The sequence below is a fragment of the Afipia felis ATCC 53690 genome (assembly GCF_000314735.2).
GTDB lineage: Bacteria > Pseudomonadota > Alphaproteobacteria > Rhizobiales > Xanthobacteraceae > Afipia > Afipia felis.
Window position 1 is genome coordinate 1,183,719 of the sequence record NZ_KB375270.1, and the last position, 21,534, is coordinate 1,205,252.

General features: G+C 62.7%; 19 protein-coding genes. 4 read left to right on the forward strand and 15 right to left on the reverse strand.

Annotated elements, in window-relative coordinates; genetic code table 11:
- Positions 1-3: 3 nt before the first annotated feature.
- From HMPREF9697_RS05620 to HMPREF9697_RS05645, 6 genes are all read right to left on the reverse strand, one after another.
- A complete protein-coding gene (locus tag HMPREF9697_RS05620) occupies positions 4-1,155 on the reverse strand; it encodes an aminotransferase (RefSeq protein ID WP_002716197.1) in 1,152 nt (383 codons plus the stop codon).
- 51 nt (positions 1,156-1,206) lie between these two features.
- Entirely contained in the window at positions 1,207-1,539 is a 333-nt protein-coding gene (locus HMPREF9697_RS05625) for a rhodanese-like domain-containing protein (protein ID WP_002716198.1), read from the reverse strand.
- Between the two features lie 91 nt (positions 1,540-1,630).
- On the reverse strand, positions 1,631-3,553 hold the full coding sequence (locus HMPREF9697_RS05630; RefSeq protein WP_002716199.1) for a potassium transporter Kup: 1,923 nt from the start codon (positions 3,551-3,553) through the stop codon (positions 1,631-1,633).
- A gap of 109 nt (positions 3,554-3,662) precedes the next feature.
- A complete protein-coding gene (locus tag HMPREF9697_RS05635) occupies positions 3,663-5,564 on the reverse strand; it encodes a potassium transporter Kup (RefSeq protein ID WP_002716200.1) in 1,902 nt (633 codons plus the stop codon).
- A 164-nt stretch (positions 5,565-5,728) separates the two neighbouring features.
- Positions 5,729-6,556: an OmpA/MotB family protein gene (locus tag HMPREF9697_RS05640; protein WP_002716201.1), complete on the reverse strand. Its 828-nt coding sequence runs from the start codon at positions 6,554-6,556 to the stop codon at positions 5,729-5,731.
- A gap of 30 nt (positions 6,557-6,586) precedes the next feature.
- Positions 6,587-7,360, reverse strand: coding sequence for a motility protein A (locus HMPREF9697_RS05645; RefSeq protein WP_002716202.1), 774 nt, complete (start codon positions 7,358-7,360; stop codon positions 6,587-6,589).
- Between the two features lie 216 nt (positions 7,361-7,576).
- Here HMPREF9697_RS05645 and HMPREF9697_RS05650 point away from each other — a divergent pair, with 216 nt between their 5' ends.
- Entirely contained in the window at positions 7,577-7,789 is a 213-nt protein-coding gene (locus tag HMPREF9697_RS05650; RefSeq protein WP_002716203.1) for a hypothetical protein, read from the forward strand.
- A 26-nt stretch (positions 7,790-7,815) separates the two neighbouring features.
- Here HMPREF9697_RS05650 and HMPREF9697_RS05655 read toward each other — a convergent pair whose 3' ends face one another.
- The 3 genes from HMPREF9697_RS05655 to HMPREF9697_RS05665 form a co-directional block, all read right to left on the reverse strand.
- A complete protein-coding gene (locus HMPREF9697_RS05655; protein ID WP_002716204.1) occupies positions 7,816-8,697 on the reverse strand; it encodes a CDP-alcohol phosphatidyltransferase family protein in 882 nt (293 codons plus the stop codon).
- A 93-nt stretch (positions 8,698-8,790) separates the two neighbouring features.
- Positions 8,791-9,489 (reverse strand): phosphatidylserine decarboxylase, encoded by a 699-nt coding sequence (locus HMPREF9697_RS05660; RefSeq protein WP_002716205.1) that lies wholly within the window; start codon positions 9,487-9,489, stop codon positions 8,791-8,793.
- A gap of 158 nt (positions 9,490-9,647) precedes the next feature.
- Positions 9,648-11,588 carry an ABCB family ABC transporter ATP-binding protein/permease gene (locus tag HMPREF9697_RS05665; protein WP_002716206.1) on the reverse strand — a complete coding sequence of 647 codons (1,941 nt, stop codon included), beginning with the start codon at positions 11,586-11,588 and terminating at the stop codon, positions 9,648-9,650.
- 201 nt (positions 11,589-11,789) lie between these two features.
- On the opposite strand from HMPREF9697_RS05665, the gene HMPREF9697_RS05670 reads away from it, so the two are divergent.
- On the forward strand, positions 11,790-12,401 hold the full coding sequence (locus HMPREF9697_RS05670; protein WP_002716207.1) for an LOG family protein: 612 nt from the start codon (positions 11,790-11,792) through the stop codon (positions 12,399-12,401).
- Between the two features lie 30 nt (positions 12,402-12,431).
- Here HMPREF9697_RS05670 and cimA read toward each other — a convergent pair whose 3' ends face one another.
- From cimA to cysS, 3 genes are all read right to left on the reverse strand, one after another.
- Positions 12,432-14,024: a citramalate synthase gene (gene cimA / locus HMPREF9697_RS05675; RefSeq protein WP_002716208.1), complete on the reverse strand. Its 1,593-nt coding sequence runs from the start codon at positions 14,022-14,024 to the stop codon at positions 12,432-12,434.
- A gap of 16 nt (positions 14,025-14,040) precedes the next feature.
- On the reverse strand, positions 14,041-14,556 hold the full coding sequence (locus HMPREF9697_RS05680; protein WP_002716209.1) for a GNAT family N-acetyltransferase: 516 nt from the start codon (positions 14,554-14,556) through the stop codon (positions 14,041-14,043).
- 109 nt (positions 14,557-14,665) lie between these two features.
- Positions 14,666-16,060, reverse strand: coding sequence for a cysteine--tRNA ligase (gene cysS, locus HMPREF9697_RS05685; protein ID WP_002716211.1), 1,395 nt, complete (start codon positions 16,058-16,060; stop codon positions 14,666-14,668).
- 281 nt (positions 16,061-16,341) lie between these two features.
- Here cysS and HMPREF9697_RS05690 point away from each other — a divergent pair, with 281 nt between their 5' ends.
- Both HMPREF9697_RS05690 and HMPREF9697_RS05695 read left to right on the forward strand, forming a co-directional pair.
- On the forward strand, positions 16,342-16,644 hold the full coding sequence (locus HMPREF9697_RS05690; RefSeq protein ID WP_002716212.1) for a hypothetical protein: 303 nt from the start codon (positions 16,342-16,344) through the stop codon (positions 16,642-16,644).
- Between the two features lie 135 nt (positions 16,645-16,779).
- Positions 16,780-17,862, forward strand: a complete 1,083-nt coding sequence (locus HMPREF9697_RS05695; RefSeq protein WP_040307824.1) for a DUF2865 domain-containing protein — start codon at positions 16,780-16,782, stop codon at positions 17,860-17,862.
- Between the two features lie 58 nt (positions 17,863-17,920).
- Here the strand turns inward: HMPREF9697_RS05695 and HMPREF9697_RS05700 are convergent, their stop codons facing one another.
- The 3 genes from HMPREF9697_RS05700 to HMPREF9697_RS05710 all read right to left on the reverse strand — a co-directional run bounded on the left by HMPREF9697_RS05700 (position 17,921) and on the right by HMPREF9697_RS05710 (position 21,483).
- Positions 17,921-19,675, reverse strand: a complete 1,755-nt coding sequence (locus HMPREF9697_RS05700; protein WP_040307825.1) for an NAD+ synthase — start codon at positions 19,673-19,675, stop codon at positions 17,921-17,923.
- 64 nt (positions 19,676-19,739) lie between these two features.
- The gene (locus tag HMPREF9697_RS05705) at positions 19,740-20,093 is read right to left on the reverse strand and encodes a diacylglycerol kinase (protein ID WP_002716215.1); all 354 of its coding nucleotides are present in this window, start codon (positions 20,091-20,093) and stop codon (positions 19,740-19,742) included.
- A 1-nt stretch (position 20,094) separates the two neighbouring features.
- Positions 20,095-21,483 carry a class II 3-deoxy-7-phosphoheptulonate synthase gene (locus tag HMPREF9697_RS05710; protein WP_002716216.1) on the reverse strand — a complete coding sequence of 463 codons (1,389 nt, stop codon included), beginning with the start codon at positions 21,481-21,483 and terminating at the stop codon, positions 20,095-20,097.
- Positions 21,484-21,534 lie beyond the last annotated feature (51 nt).

The window sequence follows — 21,534 nt, forward strand, 5'->3', positions numbered from 1 at the left end:
CCCTTACGACCGCAACACGCGAGACAAACGCTCAAGCGCCGTGTCGATGGTCGCGTCCGATTTGGCAAAGCAAAGCCGCACCACCGAGCGCACTGGATCGTTCTCGTAAAACGACGACACCGGAATGGATGCGACTTTGTGTTCGACCACGATGCGCTTGGAAAAATCCTCGTCGGTCTCGTTGAGTCCGAGCGGCGCCAGATCGACGTTGAGGAAATACGTCCCCTGCGACTCCAGCACCGGAAAGCCGATGGACTTCAGGCCATTCGTCAGACGGTCACGGCTGCGCGCCAGATCCGCGCGCATGTCGGTAAAGAAGGCATCCGGCTTGCCCAGTCCATAGGCCACCGCCACCTGCAAATTCGGTGCAGTCGTGAAGGCAAGAAACTGATGCGCCTTGGCCAGCACGCGCAACAGTTCCGGCGCAGCGCAGACGAACCCGATCTTCCAGCCGGTCAGCGCGAAGATCTTGCCTGCCGAGCCGATCTTCACCGTGCGCTCTCGCATCCCAGGAATGGCGATCAACGGAATATGCGCGCGGCCATCGAACACGATGTGCTCCCACACCTCGTCGCAGATCGCGACCGCATCGAACTCCTGACAAAACCTCGCCAGCAATTCGAGGTCTTCGCGCGGATAAACGACCGCCGCGGGATTGAGCGGATTGTTGAAGATCACAAACTTCGTCTTCGGCGTGAACGCCGCGCGCAGCGCCTCCTCGGTCAACCGCCAGTGCGGCGGCTCGAGCCGGACAAAGCGCACGGTGCCGCCCGCGCGCCGGATCAACGGCACGTAGGCGTCGTAGAACGGCTGGAACACGACGACCTCATCGCCTGCGCCGACAAGGCCGAGGATCGCGCCTGCCAGCGCCTCGGTCGCACCCGAGGTCACCATCACTTCGCTCATCGGATCGAACGCGACGCCGTGCCAGTGCGCGTAATGATCGGAAATCGCCTGCCGCAGCTCGGGCAGGCCCATCATCGAGGGATACTGGTTGTAGCCGTTGAGCACCGCATCGGCGGCCTTACGGCGGATGTCTTCCGGCCCCGGCGCTTCAGGAAAGCCCTGCCCGAGGTTGATGGCGTCATGGTCGCGCGCGAGTTGCGACATCACCTCGAAAATCGTCACCGGAAGATCGGAGAAAATCGTGCTCATACCGCCCGCAAAATCGAGAACGATTGGCTCAGACGCAAAATGCGCCTGTTGCTAGCCGCCAACCTTGGTGGGGAGGCCCGCAGCCTTCCAGCCGATCATTCCGCCCATGAGGTGGGAGTTGTACGGCTTGCCGGCCGCCTGCGCGGCGAGCGAAGCGGTCACCGAGCGCTTGCCGGAGCGACAGGCAAACACCACCGTCCTGCCTTCGGGATCAGGCAACGCGGCCGGATCGAATGCTGAGAGCGGCATCGTCGCGCCCTCCGGATAGGCCTCTGCCGCGATCTCGTTGGGCTCGCGCACGTCGATCAGCAGATAGCGCCCCTCCACGAGGCCCTTGGCCACCTCTTCCGGGGTCAGGTCGTGCACTGTGCTGGTATCGGACAAGGAAGCCTCCGCTGCGAGATGAGCCCGCGCAAACTCCCCCTTTGCGGCCTTAAAATCAAGGCCATCCGGTCGGGACTTGTGCGGCAACCGATCAGATGACGACCTGTGTTCCGATTTCGACCACGCGGCCGGTCGGGATCTGGAAATGGTCCGTCGCATCGTTCGCCGAGCGGCTCATCGCAATGAAGAGACGATCCTGCCACAATGGCATGCTGGATTGAGCCGCCGGCTTCAACAGTCGGCGCGACAGGAAGAACGACGTCGCCATGATGTCGAACTGCCAGCCGAGCTTGCGTGCGACCCCGAGAGCTTTCGGCACGTTCGGCGTTTCCATGAAGCCGAAGCGCAGCGTGACGCGGGCGAATGTGTCGCCGATCTGTTCGATCCGCACGCGCTCATTCAAATGGACGCGCGGCGTACGCGCGACCTCGATCGTGAGAATGACGTTCTTCTCGTGAAGCACCTTATAGTGCTTGAGGCTGTGCATCAGCGCGGTCGGCGCGAGCGTGGCGTTGCTCGTCAAAAACACCGCCGTGCCGGAAACGCGTTGCGGCGGCTTTTTCTCCAGCATCCTCACAAGATCTTCCAGCGGAATTTCCTGCTTGTGGGATTTCTCGAACAGAATCCGGCTGCCTTTGCGCCACGTATACATCAGCAGCATCATGACGCCGCCGATGGCCAGCGGCACCCAGCCGCCTTCAAAGACCTTGAGCAGATTGGCTGCAAGGAACGTCAGGTCGAACACCAGGAACGGCGCCATCAGGAGACCCGCTGCGAGCGGGCTCCATTTCCAGACGCGCCAGATCACGATGAAGCCCATGATCCCTGTCACCACCATGGTGCCCGTCACCGCGATGCCATAGGCCGATGCCAGGGCGCTCGAGGAGCGGAACAGAACCACCAGCAGCAGCACCGCGATGAACAGCAGGCGGTTGAGACGCGGAATGTAGATCTGCCCGGCATGGGTCGCGGACGTATGGCGAATCTCGAACCGGGGCAGCAACCCGAGTTGCACCGCCTGCCGGGTCAGTGAATACGCTCCGGTGATGACGGCCTGGCTCGCGATGACGGTCGCCACTGTCGCGAGCACGACCATCGGAACCAGTGCCCAACTCGGAAACATCAGGAAGAACGGGTTCTGCACGGCGGCAGGATTGTGCATCACCATCGCCGCCTGCCCGAGATAATTCAGCGCCAGCGACGGCAACACGATCGCAAGCCAGGTGATCCGGATCGGCGACTTACCGAAATGGCCGAGGTCCGCGTAGAGCGCCTCGGCACCCGTCACGGCGAGGAAGACCGCGCCGAGCGTGATAAGGCCGATGACCCCATGCTCCAGCATGAAGGCCACCGCGAGCAGCGGATTGAGCGCCAGAAAGACCTGCGGCTGGTTCAGGATCGGCGGGATCGCGGCAACGCCGATCACCGCGAACCAGAGGCACATCAGAGGACCGAAGAATGCGGCGACCCGCGCGGTCCCACGTGACTGGACCGCGAACAGCGCCGCCAGGATCACTACGGTCAACGGCACGATGTAGGGATCCAGCGACTCGGTCGCGAGCTTCATGCCCTCAACCGCGGACAGCACCGACAGCGCAGGCGTGATGACGGCGTCGCCATAGAAAAGCGCGCCGCTGACGATGCCGAGCAGGATCAACCCGCCACCCGCGGTGCCGAGCGCGCGCTGCGCCAGCGCCATTAGCGCGAGCGTACCGCCCTCGCCGTTATTGTCGGCCCGGAGAAGGATGACGACGTATTTCAGCGTCACCACGATAATCAGCGTCCACAGGATCAGAGACAGGACGCCAAGCACGATACCCGGCTCCGGGGACCCCGATGCAGACGCCGCGTTGATCGCCTCACGGAAGGCATACAGCGGCGAAGTGCCGATATCGCCGTAAACGACGCCAATGGAACCTATCATCAGCGCCTTGAAGGAGGCCGTAGAGTGCGCCTGCCCATCCTCCCCCGCCGCCGATGTTTCCGCGGCGGAGACCGATATATCGCTTGTCATGGGGAGGTGCCTCAATGCCGAACAGCGGCAAGACGGGCAGCGCTATACGCTTGGACCGCAAGTATAGCAAGCGGCCGTAAGGGTCAAAAAGGCAGTATTTGAAACAATATTATATTGTCACCTGCGTTCCGACCTCCACCACGCGGCCAGTCGGAATCTGGAAATAGTCGGTCGCGTCATTGGCAGATTTGCTCATCGCGATGAACAGATGATCCTGCCACAACGGCATGCTGGATTGCGCGGCCGGTTTCAGCGAGCGGCGCGACACGAAGAACGACGTCGCCATGATGTCGAATTGCCAGCCGAGCTTGCGGGCGATGGCCAATGCCTTCGGCACGTTCGGCGTTTCCATGAAGCCGAAGTTCAGCCGCACGATGGAGAATTTCTCGCTGATGCCCTCGTACTCGACGCGGTCGATGGGATCGACGCGCGGCGTCGTCGCCGTGCGGATAGTGAGGATGACGTTGTGCTCGTGCAGAACCTTGTTGTGCTTCAAATTGTGAAGCAGCGCGGTCGGCACGAATTCCGGATCGCTTGTCAGGAACACGGCCGTCCCCTTCACGACATGCGGCGGCCGCTTCTCGAGACTCTTGATGAGTTCACGCAACGGCACTTCCGTGCGGCGCGTCTTGTTCAGCAGAATGCTGGTGCCGCGCCGCCAGGTCCAGATCATCACGACAAGACAGAGTCCGAACAGCAGAGGCACCCACGCGCCTTCAAGCAGCTTCAGCAGGTTGGCGATGAAAAAGCTGGTGTCCACAAACACGAGCGGAGCGATCAGTGCGGCCGCTGTCGCCGCACGCCAGTTCCACAGCTTCCAGACCACGATGAAACCCATGATGCCGTCCGCGACCATGGTGGTGGACACCGCGATGCCGTAGGCCGAGGCCAACCCGCTCGACGTGCGGAACAGACCGACCAGCAGCAACACGCCGATCAGCAGCATGGTGTTGACGCGCGGCAGATAGATCTGCCCGGCATGCGTCTCCGACGTATAGCGAACCTCGAAGCGTGGCAGCAGGCCGAGCTGGATCGCCTGCCGCGTCAGCGAATACGCGCCGGTGATGACCGCCTGGCTGGCGATGACCGTCGCCGCGGTCGCCAGAACGATCGCAGGCAACAGCAGGAATTGCGGCACCATCCGGTAGAAGGTGTTGTCGATCGCCTCGGGATGGGCGAGCAGCATGGCGCCCTGCCCGAAATAGTTGATGAGCAGCGCGGGCAGCACGAAGAACAGCCACGCCGACTGGATCGATTTACGCCCGAAATGGCCGAGGTCGGCATACAACGCTTCGCCGCCCGTGACGCAAAGGAAAACGGCGCCGAGGGTGACGAGGCTGATCTCGCCATGCGTGAGCATGAACGAGACCGCGTAGTAAGGGTTGATCGCCGCGAGCACTGTCAGGTCGTCGACGATATGGTACGCGCCGAGCGCAGCCAGCGCGAGAAACCACACCATCATCACCGGCCCGAAGGCTGCGGCGATCCGGTGCGTACCGCTGCTCTGCACGGTGAACAGGATCACGAGGATCAGCACCGTCAACGGCACGACGTAATGTTCGAACTCGGGCGCGGCGAGCTTGAGACCTTCGACGGCCGACAAAACCGAAATCGCCGGCGTGATCATCGAATCGCCGAGGAACATCGCTGCCCCCACGACGCCGAGCGCGAGCAGCACCCAGGTCTGACGGCCGAGCGCGCGCTGGCCAAGCGCCATCAGGGACAGGGTGCCCCCTTCGCCGTTGTTGTCGGCGCGCAGAAGCAGCAGCACGTATTTCGCTGTCACCACGATGAACAGCGCCCACAGTACCAGCGACAGCACGCCCAGCACGATCGGGCGGGTGATGACCCCTGCTCCGGCCGCATTATGAGCCGCTTCGCGGAAAGCGTAGAGCGGCGAGGTGCCGATGTCGCCAAACACCACGCCGATGGAGCCCAGAGTCAGGCGCCAGGAGCCGTCAGTGGGAGCGGCCTCGCGAGGGAGGTCGGTGGGCGGTTCGATAGCAGCCATGAAGTGAGAAAAACGCCTTGATGGATCATGCGCCGCGACGCGGCCTGGAAGGGCGATCAGGGGCGACCGTATAGCATCGGTCGGTCGCTCTGCCCAAGGCATGAAGCGAGGAACTCACACTAAGGTAATATAGTAGCTTATAAAACTTTAGTTCGGTAAAGCCGTTACGGCTTCAGATCCGGCGGCAGCGGCGGGTCTTCCCGCATCAGGGTGATCGTCACGCGGCGATTGGCCGCGAGCGCAGGATCGTCCGGAAACAGCGGCTCGCTGTCGGCCTTGCCCGAGACCGAAAAGATATGGGTGCTCGGCAGCCCCTCCTGCTCCAGAATCTGGCGCACCGTGTTGGCGCGGTCGGCAGACAGATCGAAGGCATCGTAGCCAGGGCGCGGCGAAGCGAAATTCGACGAGGTATGGCCGACGATCGCCACCCGCAGCGGTGACTGCCGCAAGGGCGCGGCCAGCTTACGGATCAGCATCCGGGTCCGCTCATAAGGCTGGCGCGAGCCTTCCGCGAACATCGAACGGCCGTCCTGATCGACGATCTCGAGGTTGAGACCCTTCTTCGTCTCCTCGAAGATGATGTGTTTGGACAGCTCCGTCATCTCCGGCATGTCCTGCAACGCCTGCCGCAGCGAAGCCGACGCCAGCGCGAACTCGCGATCCGTCTTGATGCGAACACCATAGAGCTTGGCCTGCTCCTTCTCGTCCGGCGACGGAGTATTCGAGGCTTCGTCCGGCGGGATGTGATCGACATTCTTCAGCTTCGGCCGTGTCGGCAGGCCGTCGGTCTCGATCACACCGGAATAGCGCGCATTGGCCACGCCAAAGGCTTCGCGCATCGAACCCGCGACGATCTTCAGCTTGGTCTGGTCCTGATTGGAAAACGCGACCAGCATGACGAAAAAGCTCATCATCAGGCCCATCAGGTCCGCGAAGGTCACGAACCAGCCGTGTCCTCCGCCATGGGCATCGCCGCGCTTTTTCTTGGCCATAGTGCTGTCCCCGCCCCGCGCAGGCGCCGCTTACGCGGGCACCGGCTCGCCAGCTTCGTGCCGATGCTTTTCCGGCAGGTAAGCGAGCAGCATTTCACGCACCAGAGTCGGGCTCTTGGCATCGCGGATCATGAGGATGCCATCGATGATGATGGTGCGGTTGGTCTCCTCATCCAGAAGCTTGCCGTGCAGCTTGTCGGCGATCGGCAGGCAGAACAGGTTGGCGATCACCGCACCGTAAAGCGTCGCGAGCAGCGCGGTCGCCATGTAAGGGCCGAGCTTGGACGGATCGGTCATGTTGGCGAACATCTGCACCATGCCGATCAGTGTGCCGACCATACCGAACGCAGGCGCGCAATCGCCCACGGCGCGATAGATCTTGCTGCCCTCGTCGAGATGCATCAGGAAATTGTCGCGGTCGCGCTCGAGATTGTCGCGGATGAAATCCATGTCATAGCCGTCGGCGACGTAGCGGATGCCCTTGGCCAGGAACGGGTCCGGCGTCTCCACCTTCTCAAGCCCGACCGGGCCCTGCTTGCGGGCGATCTCGGCGATGCCGGCGAGTTCGTCGACGAGGCCGCGCGCGGTGGTGCGGCTCATGGTGAAGGCGTATTTCGCGCCGAGCGGCAAGCCGTGAAGAATCGAAACCAGCGGAAAACGGATCAGCGTCGCGGAGATCGAACCACCGAAAATGATGATCATGGCATGTTCGCTGACGAACATGTGCAGGTCGCCGCCCGTCAATATCAGCGCAACGATAACGATGCTGCCGGCGACGAGGCCAATGCTAGTGGTGATATCCATGAAGTACTCCGACGCGCACGGCGGCCATTCTGAGCCGCGTTTAGAACCGTAGCGTCGGCGCCATTAAATTCGCGTAAAGCCTGTGAAATGCTGGACGCAAAAGACTTCCCACTCCGCGCAGGATGACGCCCGATGGGCGGCATCGCCGTCGTCATGGTTAATATTTTGAAAAGATAGCGGGCGTAGTCTCGGATCGATCAGCCAGTGAGAACTGAAATGACCGCCATCAGCAATTCGATTTCGTCACAGGCCACTCTGGCCCAGGCGCAAGCCAAACTTGCCGCGGATCAGGCTGCCAAGGCTGACGAGGCCACACTCAAGGCCGATCAGAAAGCGGTCGACGAAGCCGTGAAGGCATCCCAGCAAACCGCAACTTCATCACAAGATAGCAGCGCTGCTCCGTCCGGCGGCGTGAACATCACGGCCTGACTCACTCTCGCATCAAACGCAGATTGTCAGTTCAGTCGCGTGGGGCGATCGGCGGATTCGGAATCCGACGGCGGCGTGAACACCGTCTCCGGCACATTGGCCGAAGCACCCCCCTGCCCGGCCTGCTGCGCGCGGAAGGTCCGCTCCTGCCTGCGGTACGCCGCCCAGCTGAACGGCAGCGCCGCGAGATAGATCACCGATCCGACGCTCAGCACGTACCATGGATAGCTGATGAGCACGGCGATGAACAGCACCACAAAGATGACGAGCGGCACCGCCGCTTCCGGCGACACGCGGGCGCCGAGCTTCTTGCCGGAGTAGACCGGCAGCCGCGACACCATCAGGAACGCCATGGTCAGCGTGAAAAGCAGAGTGATGGTCGGCGGCAGTTGCGGCAGGCCGATCAGCACCAGATACATCGGCAGCAGCACGCAGAGCGCTCCGAGCGGCGCGGGCACGCCGGTGAAATAATTCGCTGCGAACGGCAGATCGCTCGGCTCGTCGATCTGTGTATTGAAACGCGCGAGCCGCAGGCAGCTGCTGATCGCGAAGATGATCGCCGCGATCCAGCCGACGTTGTTGAACTCGTGCAATTGCCAGAAATACAGGATGAGCGCCGGCGTTACGCCGAAGTTCACGAAGTCGGCGAGACTGTCGAGTTCGGCTCCAAAGCGCGATTGACCCTTGATCATCCGCGCCACGCGACCGTCGATGCCATCGAGAATGGCGGCGAACACGATCGCGCCGAGCGCGAGTTCGTTGCGGCCTTCGATCGACATGCGAATGGCGGACAGGCCCGCGCACAACGCAAGAAGCGTGATGACATTGGGCACGAGTACGCGCACCGGAATGGAGCCGAACCGGCGGCGGCGCACATCGGGTCTGTCAGAACGCGGAAGCATGCTCATGGCACCCTTTATATGGGGAATAACCTGCCCCGCCAACATGGCTTGAACATGCGGCAGGCGGCGGCACTCCCCCAACCATATGGGGGATAAAGGTTAATCTGTGCGGTAGACGCGCCCGCCATCGCCGATCTGGAAGTCGGCCAGCACGGTTTCACCCGCCACGGCCGTCTGCCCCACCGAGACCAGCGGCTTGGCACCGTCCGGCAGGAAAACGTCGAGCCGCGAGCCGAACCGGATCAGGCCGAAGCGCTGCCCGGCTGCGAGGCTCTCACCTTCGCGCACGAAAGAGACGATGCGCCGCGCCACGAGACCCGCGATCTGGATGACGCCAATACGCCCGGCCGGCGTCGAGATCACGAGCGAGTTGCGCTCATTGTCCTCGCTCGCCTTGTCGAGTTCGGCGTTGACGAACTTGCCCGGACGATAGGCGATGCGCTCGATCCGGCCCGCCACGGGGCTGCGGTTCACATGGCAGTTGAACACGCTCATGAAGATGGAAATCCGCATCAACGGCTTGTCGCCGAGGCCGAGTTCGGCGGGCGGCACCACCGGCTGCACCATCGACACCCGGCCATCCGCGGGCGACACGACGAGCCCTTCCCGTACCGGCGTGGTGCGGACGGGATCGCGGAAGAACAAAGCACACCAGATCGTGAGCACCACGCCGATCCAGCCGAGCGGCACCCACAACCAGAACAGGATCAGGCTCGCCAGCGCGAAGCCGCCGATGAAAGGATATCCCTCCGGATGGATCGGCGGGATCTGCGCACGAATAGAATTGGCGATCGACATGGGGCTCCGATGATATCCGTTTCACACGACAAAAATGGTGGTCCGGCAAGAATTGCGGCTCGCGCGGCAGAAGGACCGGGAATCTTTGCCCATTCTAGGGCGCACGCCGCCAAAAGTCTCGGGAAAGCGACTCCCCGCCATCGAGTCGCGGCCGACGCCTACTCCGCGGCATCACGCGCCGGCGGAACGTCCCCAGCCTGCTCGTCCTTTTCGGCGAGTTCGTCGTCGCCGAACTGGGCCAGCTTCTCGCGCGCCTCGTCCGCCTCGCGCTGCCTGTTCCACATGCTGGCGTAAAGGCCGTCCGCCGCCATCAGCTGCATGTGCGTGCCGCGCTCGGCGATGCGCCCGCGCTCCAGCACGATGATCTCGTCGGCGCTCACGATGGTCGACAGGCGGTGCGCGATCACGAGCGAGGTGCGATTGCGCGACACTTTCTCCAGTTCGTCCTGGATTTCCTGCTCGGTATGACTGTCGAGCGCCGACGTCGCCTCGTCCAGCACGAGAATCGGGGGACCCTTGAGGATGGTGCGTGCGATCGCGACACGCTGCTTCTCGCCGCCCGAAAGTTTCAATCCGCGCTCGCCGACTTCGGTCTCATAGCCATGTGGCGACATGCGGATGAAGCCATCGATCTGCGCCATCTGCGCCGCCGCCTCGACCTCGGCATCGGTTGCGTCCCAGCGGCCATAACGAATGTTGTAGCGGATGGTGTCGTTGAACAGCACCGTATCCTGCGGCACCATACCGATCGCCGCGCGCAGCGAGGTCTGCTGCACATCGCGGATGTCCTGCCCGTCGATGGTGATACGTCCGCTGCTGAGATCGTAGAGACGGAACAGAAGCCGCGAGATCGTTGATTTGCCCGCGCCCGAGGGACCGACGATGGCGACCGTCTTGCCCGCCGGCACCTCGAACGTGATGCCCTTGAGAATCTCGCGGTCGGGATCGTAGTGGAAGCGCACATCCTCGAAGCGCACCGTGCCCGCATTCACATGTAGCGGTTTTGCGCCGGGCCTGTCCTTCACTTCCGGATTACGGCTCAGCACGCCGAACATCATCTCGATATCGATGATCGCCTGCTTGATCTCGCGATAGACGAACCCCATGAAATTCAGGGGCTGATAAAGCTGGATCATCATGGCATTGATCATAACGAAATCGCCGACGCTCTGGGTGCCGTTGCGAATGCCGATCACGCACATCACCATCGTCGCGGTAATGCCGATCGAAAAGATCACCGCCTGCCCGGTATTGAGCCACGCGAGCGAGGTGTAAGTCTTGGTGCTGGCGCGTTCATAGCGCTCCATCGAGACGTCGTAGCGTTGCGCTTCGCGAGTCTCCGCGCCGAAATATTTCACCGTCTCGTAATTGAGCAGCGAGTCGATGGCCTTGGTGTTGGCCTCGGTGTCAGACTCGTTCATGCGGCGGCGAATGTCGATCCGCCACTCGGTCGCGACATAGGTGAACCACATGTAGGCGAGCACGGTGCCGACCGTGACCAGCACATAGCGCCAGTCGAACTGATACAGCAGCACGCCCATCATCATCGCCAGTTCGACAACGGTCGGCGCCAGTTGCTGGACGGCGAGACGCACAATGGTCTCGATGCCGGTGCGGCCGCGTTCCAGAACGCGCGTCAGGCCGCCGGTCTTGCGCGCCAGATGAAAGCGCAGCGACAGCTCATGCATATGCACGAAGGTGAGATAGGCGAGCTTGCGCACGGCATGCATCGCGACCTTGGCGAAGATGCCGTCGCGCCATTGCGTGAACACCGCCATCAGAATGCGGGTGCCGCCGTAAGCAAGCGTCATGACGATCGGAGATGCGATGAGCCACATCATCCAGTTCGACGGCGCGACCGGCGCGCTGCCCTGTCCGTTCAACGCATCGATCGCCCATTTGAATGTGAATGGCACGATCATGGTGAGCGCCTTGGCGATCACCAGAAGCACCATCGACCAGACCACCCGCATCTTCAGGTCGGCCCGCTCCCCCGGCCAGATGTACGGCCAGAGATGCACCAGCGTCCCGGTCAGCGAGGCGCTTTGCGCCACCGGGACGGGGCGGTTTTGATCGGCGGGAGTATCAGGGGCGGTCATTCATCATCCTGCGGCCTCGGGACAAACGGCCCCGCGCCGAGCTTCGATTCGGCAACACAGACCTTGTCATATAGGATGCCAAAGAGAGTTCCGCACCCGGCCGAGGCGATTTTTCTGCCTTTCCAGCGCCCTGCAGGATAGCCTTTTCGTGAAGCCCCGGCTCGTCTTGACGATGTCACGAGGCAATGCCACATCGAGTCGATGACCAAGAACAATATTATTAAGACAGTCTGCGTTTATTGCGGTTCCGGCCCCGGTACAGACCCCCAGTTCATGCAAGCGGCGAGCGCCCTCGGCAAAAGTTTTGCCGAGGCAGGCATCGGCCTTGTTTATGGCGGCGGCTCCATCGGACTGATGGGCGCGGTCGCCGATGGCGTTCTCGACCACGGCGGCCGGGTGACCGGCATCATTCCGGACTTCCTGACCACGCGCGAGCATGCGCTCGACCGCGTGCAGGAATTGATCGTTACCGAGAACATGCATGAGCGCAAACAGCTCATGTTCGAACGCTCGGACGCCTTCGTAGCCCTGCCCGGCGGCATCGGCACGCTGGAAGAGCTGGTCGAGCAGATGACGTGGGCGCAGCTCGGCCGTCACACCAAGCCGGTGCTGCTGGCCAACATCGGCAATTTCTGGGAGCCGCTGCTGTCGCTGCTCGCGCACATGCGCCAGAAGGAATTCATCCGTCAGGGGCTGACGGTGAATTTCCTCACCGCCAACCACGTCGAGGATATCGTGCCAAAGCTGCAAGCCGCAGCCGCAAACGCACAGGTCACCCCTATGCGGCCGGAAGCTGTCACCGCGCAGATGTAACCCCGAGGGATATCCCTCGGGTGACAATCATCATGCCGGCGCGCCAGCCTTCACCAGCTTGTAGGTAAGCGAGTCCATCAGCGCCTGAAACGAGGCATCGATGACGTTGGACGACACGCCAATGGTGGTCCAGCGCGCGCCGTTCTCGTCCTCGCTCTCGATCAGCACGCGCGTCACCGCCTCCGTGCCGCCATTGAGGATACGTACACGGTAGTCGGTCAGCTTCAGGCCATCGATGTATTTCTGATACTTGCCGAGGTCCTTGCGCAGCGCGACGTCGAGCGCGTTGACCGGGCCGTTGCCTTCAGCAGCCGATATCAGCGTTTCGCCCGCGACGTCAACCTTCACCACCGCAAGAGCGACAGTCTGGGCGCGGCCGTTCGTTCGCTGCTCGACGTTGACGTCGAACTGTACGACGCGGAAATAATCCGGCACATGGCCAAGGGTGCGCCGTGCGAGCAATTCGAACGACGCATCGGCGGACTCATAGGCGTAACCGCCCGCCTCCCGCTCCTTCATCTCCTCGACGAGGCGCGTGACCTTCGGATCGTTCTTGTCGAAGGGGATGCCGGCGCGCTCCAGCGCCGCCAGCACGTTCGAACGCCCAGCCTGATCCGACACCAGAACCTGACGGCGGTTGCCGACTATCTCCGGCGCGATGTGCTCGTAGGTGTGCGGGTCCTTCAACACCGCTGAGGCATGAATGCCGGTCTTGGTGACGAACGCACTTTCGCCGACATAAGGCGCATGCTTGTCAGGCGCACGATTGAGGATTTCGTCGAGCGCGCGCGACACCTGCGTCAGCGTGGCGAGCTTTGCATCCGACACGCCGATCTCGAACATATCCGCGAACGGCTGCTTCAGTTTCAGCGTCGGGATCAGCGAGCACAGATTGGCGTTGCCGCACCGCTCGCCGAGACCGTTCAACGTTCCCTGAATCTGCCGCGCACCCGCACGCACCGCCGCAAGCGTATTCGCAACCGCCTGCCCAGTGTCGTCATGCGCATGGATGCCGACATGAGTGCCCGGGATATGTTTCGTCACCTCGCCGACGATGGCAGAGATTTCATCCGGCATGGTGCCACCGTTGGTGTCGCACAGCACCACCCAGCGCGCGCCGGATTCATAAGCAGCCTTGGCGCAGGCCAGCGCGAATTCCGGATCTTCCTTGTAGCCGTCGAAGAAGTGCTCGCAATCGAGCATCGCCTCACCGCTTTTCTTGGCGGCCGCGCTGATGCTGTCGCGGATCGCGGCGATGTTCTCCTCCTTGGTCGTCTCCAGTGCGACCCGCACCTGATAGGCTGAGGCTTTCGCCACCAGACAGAACGCATCGGCTTTCGCTTCAAGCACGCCGACGAATCCGGGATCGTTCGCCGCCGAACGGCCGGCGCGACGCACCATGCCGAAGGCGGTGAATTTCGCGTGGGCGAATTTCGGATGCGCGCTGAAGAACTCGCTGTCGGCGGGGTTCGCGCCCGGATAGCCGCCTTCGACATAGTCGAGGCCAAGCTCGTCGAGCATCTGCGCGATCAGCCGCTTGTCGTGCAGCGTGAAGTCAACTCCGCTGGTCTGCGCGCCGTCGCGCAGCGTGGTGTCGAAAAGATAGAGTCGTTCGCGGCTCATGGTGCCAGCCTTATCATCAAAGTCTTGGATTATCGTTGGACGGCGCATCGCCGAGCGTTTTCGTCATGGTGGTGTTAGCGAGCCATTCGTCGCCAATCGAAATCGAATTGCGCTGCTGGCCGACATAGCCGCGGCCAGCGAAAAACTCCTGCGCGGAATCGCTGGCATCGACGCTCATGCGCGTCGCACCGCGTGCCGCAGCAAGCTTCTCGATCGCGTCGCACAGCGCGCTGGCCACGCCCTGCCGCACCGCGCCGGGATGGACGAACAGCATGTCGAGATGATCGGCCCCTTTCAGCGAGGCGAAGCCGACCGGCGAACCGTGCATGGTCGCGATCAATGTCAGTTGCGTGCCGAGCTTCTTGCCAAACGCCGCCTCGTCCTCGGCGCGTGAAGCCCATGCCTCGCGCTGCGCCTCGGAATAGCTGTCCTCGGTCAACTCCTCGATGCTCGCGATGAAGATCGCCGCAAGGATCGAGGTATCGGCCGGCAGAAACGGTCGCAGCCCTACTTTTGGAAGCGCCTGCGCCATCACCAGACTCCGAAATATTTCAGCGCGAGCGCGACCGCCAATGCGATCACGCACCATTTCAGCACGATGTAATAGCGCCAGTGGCGCGGAAAAGGCGTCTCGGGCCGCTTCATCGCGCGATCTCCCAGGTGGTGCCTTCCTTGGAATCCTTGATGGCCACGCCCATCGCGGCCAGCTCATCGCGGATGCGGTCGGACTCTTTCCAGTCTTTGCGCGCGCGAGCAGCAGTGCGATCCGCAATCAAGGCACTGACTTGCGCGGCATCAACGCCGCTCGCCTGCTGTTTGCGGGCATCCCAATCCGCCTGGGTCTGCGCGAGGAACCCGAGCAGCCGCAGCGACGCCGCGAACTCAGCGCGCTGCGCTTCGCCGCCCTTTTCTGCCTGATGACGCAGGCCATGCAGCGCAGCGACCGTTTGCGCGGTGTTAAGATCGTCCAAAAGGGTTTCAAGTACGGCGCCGGCAGGCGCGCTGCCCGCGACGTCGCCTGCGGTCGCGTACCAGTCGTCCAGAACCTTCGCGCTTTCCTCCAGCCCCTTCAGCGTCCAGTCGATCGGCGAACGGTAATGGGTCTTGAGCATGTTGAGGCGCACGACTTCGCCCGGCCAATCCTTCAGCAGCTCATTGATCGTGACGAAGTTGCCGAGCGACTTCGACATCTTCTCGCCTTCGACCTGCAGGAAGCCGTTGTGCAGCCAGTAATTCGCCATCGCATGCGTACCGTGGGCGCAGCGCGATTGCGCGATCTCGTTCTCATGGTGTGGGAAGATCAAGTCGAGGCCGCCGCCATGAATGTCGAACACGTCGCCGAGATAAGCCGCGCTCATCGCCGAGCATTCGATGTGCCAGCCGGGCCGTCCCCGGCCCCACGGGCTGTCCCAACCCGGCTCGTCGCTTGATGACTGCTTCCACAGCACAAAGTCCGCCGGATTTTTCTTGTGCGCATCGACCGCGACGCGCGCGCCGGCCTGCTGATCCTCGAGTCTACGACCGGAGAGCTTGCCGTAGTCCGGCATCGAGGCGGTGTCGAACAGCACCTCGCCGCTCGCTTCATAGGCGTGACCGCGTGCGATCAGCGTCTTGATGAGCGTGACCATGTCGGCCTTGCCGTCAGCACGCGGCAGCACGAAGTCGGTCGCGCGTGGCTCAACGGTCGGCGGCAGGCAGCCGAGTGCATCGACATCGGCATGAAACTGGTTCGCGGTCTTTTCCGTGACCTTGCGGATCGCCTCGTTCAGCGGCAGGCCGGGATAATCACGCAGCGCGCGGTCGTTGATCTTGTCGTCGACGTCGGTGATGTTGCGCACGTAAGTGACGTGCTTCTCACCGTAAATGTGCCGCAGCAGGCGGAACAGCACGTCGAACACGATGACCGGGCGCGCATTGCCGATATGGGCGAAGTCGTAGACCGTCGGCCCGCACACATACATCCGCACATTGCGCGGATCGAGCGGCACGAAGGCACGCTTGTCCTTCGTCAGCGTATCGTAGAGCCTCAGCTCCATAGACATAATTCCCTTGCCTTGCGGCCGGGCGTCCGGTGATCTCGATTTGAGAAAAGACGGCTCCAGCCAGCGAATCGCTAGCTAATAATCTCGTGGCAAATGCCGAAAAACGAGGAAGAACCGTTCATGGCCGGCACAATGGCCAGCCGGCGTCGCCCCGTCAAGTGCCGGGCCCATCGATTGGTCAACAACGGCGCAATCGCTCGGCCGGGACGAATTAATGATTTTTAACATTTTGGCCTTATCCGTGTCGGTCTTGTGATTCTTGGCCGGTGCTTCCCATGCGATTGAGTTCCGCGGCTGCGTTGTTCGCCGTCTTCCTGACAACCTCCCCCGCCTTTGCCGACAGCCGGGTTTTCATCGTGGCCAACCAGCCGGACGGCTACGGCATCGACGAATGCCTCGCCAATGGCGCGAGCTGCGGCGCTTCCGCGGCACGGATGTACTGCGAATCCCATCAATTCGCGCGGGCGAGTTCCTATCATCGCATCGAGAACGACGAGGTCACCGGCGCTATCCCGGCCTCCGCCCGGAGCCCGGCCCCGCATGGCGACCGCTACGTCGCCATCACCTGCCAGCGGTAATCGCGCCTTACCTGCCGCGTTATTCACCGGGACGGCTGGGCCTGCCTTGAGAGCGCCCAGAAATCGGCGTGACCTTGCCCTCTGAAACGGCTATGCAAAATCGCATTGGCCGTGCCTGCGGCCGTTTTCCCGGATATGTACTTGCCGATGCTCCCTCGATCCCTGCCGATGCTGGCTGCCCTCGCTGCCGTGGGGCTGTCAGCCCCCGCTTTTGCCCAGAATTTCGCCCCGGGCGGCGGTCAGGGCAACCCGATGTGCCAGCGCCTCGAAGGCCAGCTTGCCGCCATCGACCGCGGCCAGGGCGGCGGCGATGCCGGCAAGGCCGATCAAATCCGGCGCTATGAGGATGCTGCAGGCCGCCAGCAGGCCGAACTCGAGCGCGTTCAGGCGCGGGCCCGCGATCAGGGCTGTGACAGTTCCGGATTCTTCTCGTTGTTCAACGGCCGCTCCGCGCAGTGCGGCCCGATCAACAACCAGATTCAGCAGATGCGGCAGAACCTCGACCAGATCACATCGAATCTGGAGCGGTTGCGCGCGGGCTCGGCGGGCGGCATGGACGATCCGCAGCGGCGTTCGGTGATCCTTGCGCTGGCGCAGAACAATTGCGGCCCGCAATACGCCAACATGGCGCGCTCCGGAAACTTCCTGAGCAACCTCTTCGGCGGTGGCGGCGGCGGTCCTGCCGAGAATAACGGCCTCGATCCGAACGCGCCGCAAGCCGGCACCTACCGCACCGTCTGCGTGCGAAGCTGCGACGGCGCCTATTTCCCGATTTCATTCGCGACGGTGCCAAGCCGTTTTGCGGACGACGAGCGCAGTTGCAAGAGCCAGTGCCCGAACGCACAGGCCACGCTCTACACCTATCACAACCCGGGCGAGGACATTTCGCAGGCCGTCTCGATCAACGGCCAGCCCTACTCGCAATCGCCGAACGCCTTCCGCTTCCGCACCCAGTACGACAAGACGTGCAGTTGCCGCGCACCGGGACAAAGCTGGGCCGACGCGCTCAAGAACGTCGATACGTCGAGCGGTGCAGAACAGGGCGACATCACCGTGACCGAGGATCGCGCGAAGCGGATGTCACAGCCGCCGCGCACCGCACCGGCGAAGCAGACTGCGCCCCAAGCCGCTGCTCCGGCAGCCGCAACCCCGCCGGCGAATACTGATCCGGGTCAAATTCGTGCAGTTGGACCGACCTTCATCCCGAACAATCACTAACGGCTGACAATCTTGGCTTCAATGCGTTCGCGCCTGAAGCGTGATTGCGGTCACATCCTCAGCCGTCAAAAACCTCGGTCGAATCCCGGCGCGAGCGTGTTACGAGCGACTGGTCGGGTTGCGGTTGCGAATCGCCGTTGTCGCGAAAGCGATTGGTGATCGGATAACGACGGTCCCGCCCAAAATTCTTGCGCGTTACCTTCACGCCCGGCGCAGCCTGCCGCCGTTTGTATTCCGCAAGATTGAGCAGCCTGTCGATGCGCAGCACCGTGTCACGGTCGAACCCCTCCTCCACGATCTCGGCAACCGACATGTCGTGTTCGACGAGCCGCTCCAGAATGCCGTCGAGAATATCGTATGGCGGCAGCGAGTCCTGATCGGTCTGGTTCTCGCGCAGCTCCGCCGTCGGCGGGCGCACGATGATACTGACCGGGATGACCTTGCCGGAGGGACCGAGCGCGCCTTCCGGCTTCCACGAATTGCGCAGCGACGACAGGCGAAACACTTCGGTCTTGTAGATATCCTTGATCGGGTTGAAGCCGCCGTTCATGTCACCGTAGAGCGTCGCGTAGCCGACCGACATTTCGGACTTGTTGCCGGTCGTCACCAGCATGTCGCCGAACTTGTTCGAGATCGCCATCAGGAGCACGCCGCGGGTGCGCGCCTGAAGGTTCTCCTCGGTCACGTCGCGCGGTCTACCCTCGAAGACCCCCTTCAATATCTCCTCGAACCCGTTCACCGCAGCGGCAATCGGCAGGACATCGTAACGAATACCAAGCCCGCGCGCGATCCGCGCAGCGTCCTCGATCGACTCCTTCGCGGTGAAGCGGAACGGCAGCATCACGCCACGCACGCGCTCCACGCCGATAGCGTCTACCGCGATAGCGAGACACAAAGCTGAATCGATGCCGCCCGAAATGCCGAGCAGCACGCCGGGGAAACCGTTTTTGCCGACATAATCGCGCAGTCCCAGCACGCAGGCGGCATAGTCCGCACGGTCACCTTCCAGCAGCGGCGCAACCGGCCCCTTGCAGGTCCAGCCCTTCTCGCCTTTGGTCCACGTCAGCGTCACCATAGCTTCCTCGAAACAGGGAAGCTGCGCCGCGAGCGAGCAATCGGCGTTGAGCGCAAACGACGCGCCATCGAACACCAGTTCGTCCTGACCGCCGACCTGATTGACGTAGACGAACGGCAATCCGCTTTCGGTAACGCGCCCCACCGCCATCGACAGGCGGATATCATTCTTGCCGCGCGCGTAAGGCGAGCCGTTCGGTACGATCAGAATTTCGGCACCGGTCTCGGCGAGGCACTCGACGACGTTTTCGTAGTCCTCCGACTCCTCCATCCATGTGTCTTCGCAGATCGGCACGCCGACGCGGACACCGCGAATAGTCAGCGGACCCGCCGCCGGGCCGCGTGCAAAAATACGCTTCTCATCGAACACACCGTAATTCGGCAGATTGGCCTTGAAGCGCAGTCCCGCGATACGTCCACCGTCGAGCAATGCCACGGCGTTATAGAGCTTGCCTTCGTCGACCCATGGCGTGCCGATCAGCACCGCCGGACCGCCATCGGCGGTCTCGCGCGCGAGTTCTTCGACGGTTGCGCGGCATCGGGCCTGAAACGAGGGTTTGAGGACGATATCTTCCGGCGGATAGCCGCACAGGAAAAGTTCGGGAAGCACGACGAGCGCTGCCCCATCCGCGGCAGCCTTCGCGCGCGCCGCTCGCGCCTTGGTCGCGTTTCCGGCGATATCTCCGACCGTCGGATTGATCTGCGCCAGGGTCACCAGAAATTTTGCGGATTCACTCATGGGCATGTTGTAGCCCGCCCCGAGACGCTTCCGCAATTGCGGGCTTTGCGCGGGGAGTTGTCAATCAGATGATCCCGATCCGCTCGGCGATGGCGAACAGCCATGTCAGGCCGGCAATGGCAAGCGTCACGCCGACAGCGGCGGAGCCCATATCCTTGACCCGGCCAATCTGCGGGTCGTGATCGAGCGTCAGCCGATCGGCCAGCTTCTCGATCGCGGTGTTGAGCAATTCGACGACGAGAAGCAGGAGCACGACACAAACAAGCTCCAGCCGTCGCGCGGGCGTGACGCCGATCAGCCAAGACAGCGGAAGCGACAGGATCAGCGCCACGACCTCTTCGCGAACCGCCCGCTCGGAGCGGAACGCGAAGATGAGGCCGTTGACGCTGTTAATGGTGGCGCGCCAGAAGCGCAGCACGTCAGAGGCCGGCCACCGCAGGCAGTGGCTGCGCCTTGCGCTCGCGGCCCTGCTTGAGGAATTCCGCGATCAGGAATGCCATGTCGATCGACTGTTCGGCATTCAGGCGCGGATCGCAGACCGTGTGATAGCGGTCGTTGAGATCCTCATCGGTGATCGCACGCGCGCCGCCGATGCACTCGGTGACGTCCTGCCCGGTCATCTCGAGATGCACACCGCCGGCATGGGTGCCTTCCGCCGCGTGAACCTCAAAGAACGCCTTCAGTTCGGACAGAATGCGGTCGAACGGCCGCGTCTTGTAACCGCTGGTCGAAGTGATCGTGTTGCCGTGCATCGGATCGCACGACCACACCACCGCCTTGCCCTCACGCTGCACGGCGCGAATGAACTGCGGCAGCGTATCGCCAACCTTGTCCGCGCCCGAACGGTTGATGAGCGTCAACCGGCCCGGCTCGTTCTCCGGGTTGAGAATGTCGATCAGCTTGAGCAGTTCGTCCGGCTTCAGCGAGGGGCCGCACTTCAGGCCGATCGGGTTCTTGATGCCGCGGAAATACTCAACATGCCCGTGATCGAGCTGACGCGTGCGATCGCCGATCCAGAGCATGTGCCCGGAGGTCGCGTACCAGTCGCCCGTGGTGGAATCGACGCGCGTGAACGCCTGCTCGTAACCAAGCAGCAGCGCCTCATGGCTGGTGTAGAACTCGGTCGCACGCAGTTCCGGATGGCTCTCCAGATTGAGACCGCAGGCACGCATGAAGTTCAGCGCGTCGGAAATGCGGTCCGCCAATTCCTTGTAGCGGCGCGACTGCTGCGAATCCTTCACGAAGCCGAGCATCCACTGATGCACGCTGCCGAGATTGGCGAAGCCGCCGGTCGCGAACGCGCGCAGCAGGTTGAGCGTCGCCGCCGACTGGCGGTACGCGGACAACTGGCGGCGCGGATCGGGAATGCGCGCTTCCGGCGTGAAGGCGATGTCATTGATGATGTCACCGCGATAGCTCGGCAACTCGACGCCGTTGATCTTTTCCGTCGGCGAAGAACGCGGCTTGGCGAACTGACCGGCGATGCGGCCGACCTTCACCACCGGCAGCGCGCCGGCATAGGTCAGCACCACCGCCATCTGCAGGAAGACGCGGAAAAAATCGCGGATGTTGTTGGCGCCGTGCTCGGCGAAACTCTCGGCGCAATCGCCGCCCTGCAACAGGAAAGCCTCGCCAGCGGCCACGCGCGCCAGCGACTTCTTCAGGTTGCGTGCCTCGCCTGCAAAAACCAGCGGCGGAAAGGTGGCGAGTTGTTCCTCGACACCCGCCAATGCCTTCGCATCCGGATAGTCCGGCACCTGCAAAACCGGTTTGTTGCGCCAGCTATCGGGCGTCCACCGCTCAGCCATGATCGAAAACTCCTGCCTGATCGTCCCATGATCGGCCGGGGCTTATATACA

Excerpts from the sequence above, each read along its gene's own strand:
- HMPREF9697_RS05620 (WP_002716197.1), bottom strand. The coding sequence starts at position 1,155 with ATGAGCACGATTTTCTCCGATCTTCCGGTGACGATTTTCGAGGTGATG.
- HMPREF9697_RS05630 (WP_002716199.1), bottom strand. The coding sequence starts at position 3,553 with ATGACAAGCGATATATCGGTCTCCGCCGCGGAAACATCGGCGGCGGGG.
- HMPREF9697_RS05635 (WP_002716200.1), bottom strand. The coding sequence starts at position 5,564 with ATGGCTGCTATCGAACCGCCCACCGACCTCCCTCGCGAGGCCGCTCCC.
- HMPREF9697_RS05640 (WP_002716201.1), bottom strand. The coding sequence starts at position 6,556 with ATGGCCAAGAAAAAGCGCGGCGATGCCCATGGCGGAGGACACGGCTGG.
- HMPREF9697_RS05645 (WP_002716202.1), bottom strand. The coding sequence starts at position 7,360 with ATGGATATCACCACTAGCATTGGCCTCGTCGCCGGCAGCATCGTTATC.
- HMPREF9697_RS05650 (WP_002716203.1), top strand. The coding sequence starts at position 7,577 with ATGACCGCCATCAGCAATTCGATTTCGTCACAGGCCACTCTGGCCCAG.
- HMPREF9697_RS05655 (WP_002716204.1), bottom strand. The coding sequence starts at position 8,697 with ATGAGCATGCTTCCGCGTTCTGACAGACCCGATGTGCGCCGCCGCCGG.
- HMPREF9697_RS05660 (WP_002716205.1), bottom strand. The coding sequence starts at position 9,489 with ATGTCGATCGCCAATTCTATTCGTGCGCAGATCCCGCCGATCCATCCG.
- HMPREF9697_RS05665 (WP_002716206.1), bottom strand. The coding sequence starts at position 11,588 with ATGACCGCCCCTGATACTCCCGCCGATCAAAACCGCCCCGTCCCGGTG.
- HMPREF9697_RS05670 (WP_002716207.1), top strand. The coding sequence starts at position 11,790 with ATGACCAAGAACAATATTATTAAGACAGTCTGCGTTTATTGCGGTTCC.
- cimA (WP_002716208.1), bottom strand. The coding sequence starts at position 14,024 with ATGAGCCGCGAACGACTCTATCTTTTCGACACCACGCTGCGCGACGGC.
- HMPREF9697_RS05680 (WP_002716209.1), bottom strand. The coding sequence starts at position 14,556 with ATGGCGCAGGCGCTTCCAAAAGTAGGGCTGCGACCGTTTCTGCCGGCC.
- cysS (WP_002716211.1), bottom strand. The coding sequence starts at position 16,060 with ATGGAGCTGAGGCTCTACGATACGCTGACGAAGGACAAGCGTGCCTTC.
- HMPREF9697_RS05690 (WP_002716212.1), top strand. The coding sequence starts at position 16,342 with ATGCGATTGAGTTCCGCGGCTGCGTTGTTCGCCGTCTTCCTGACAACC.
- HMPREF9697_RS05695 (WP_040307824.1), top strand. The coding sequence starts at position 16,780 with ATGTACTTGCCGATGCTCCCTCGATCCCTGCCGATGCTGGCTGCCCTC.
- HMPREF9697_RS05700 (WP_040307825.1), bottom strand. The coding sequence starts at position 19,675 with ATGAGTGAATCCGCAAAATTTCTGGTGACCCTGGCGCAGATCAATCCG.
- HMPREF9697_RS05710 (WP_002716216.1), bottom strand. The coding sequence starts at position 21,483 with ATGGCTGAGCGGTGGACGCCCGATAGCTGGCGCAACAAACCGGTTTTG.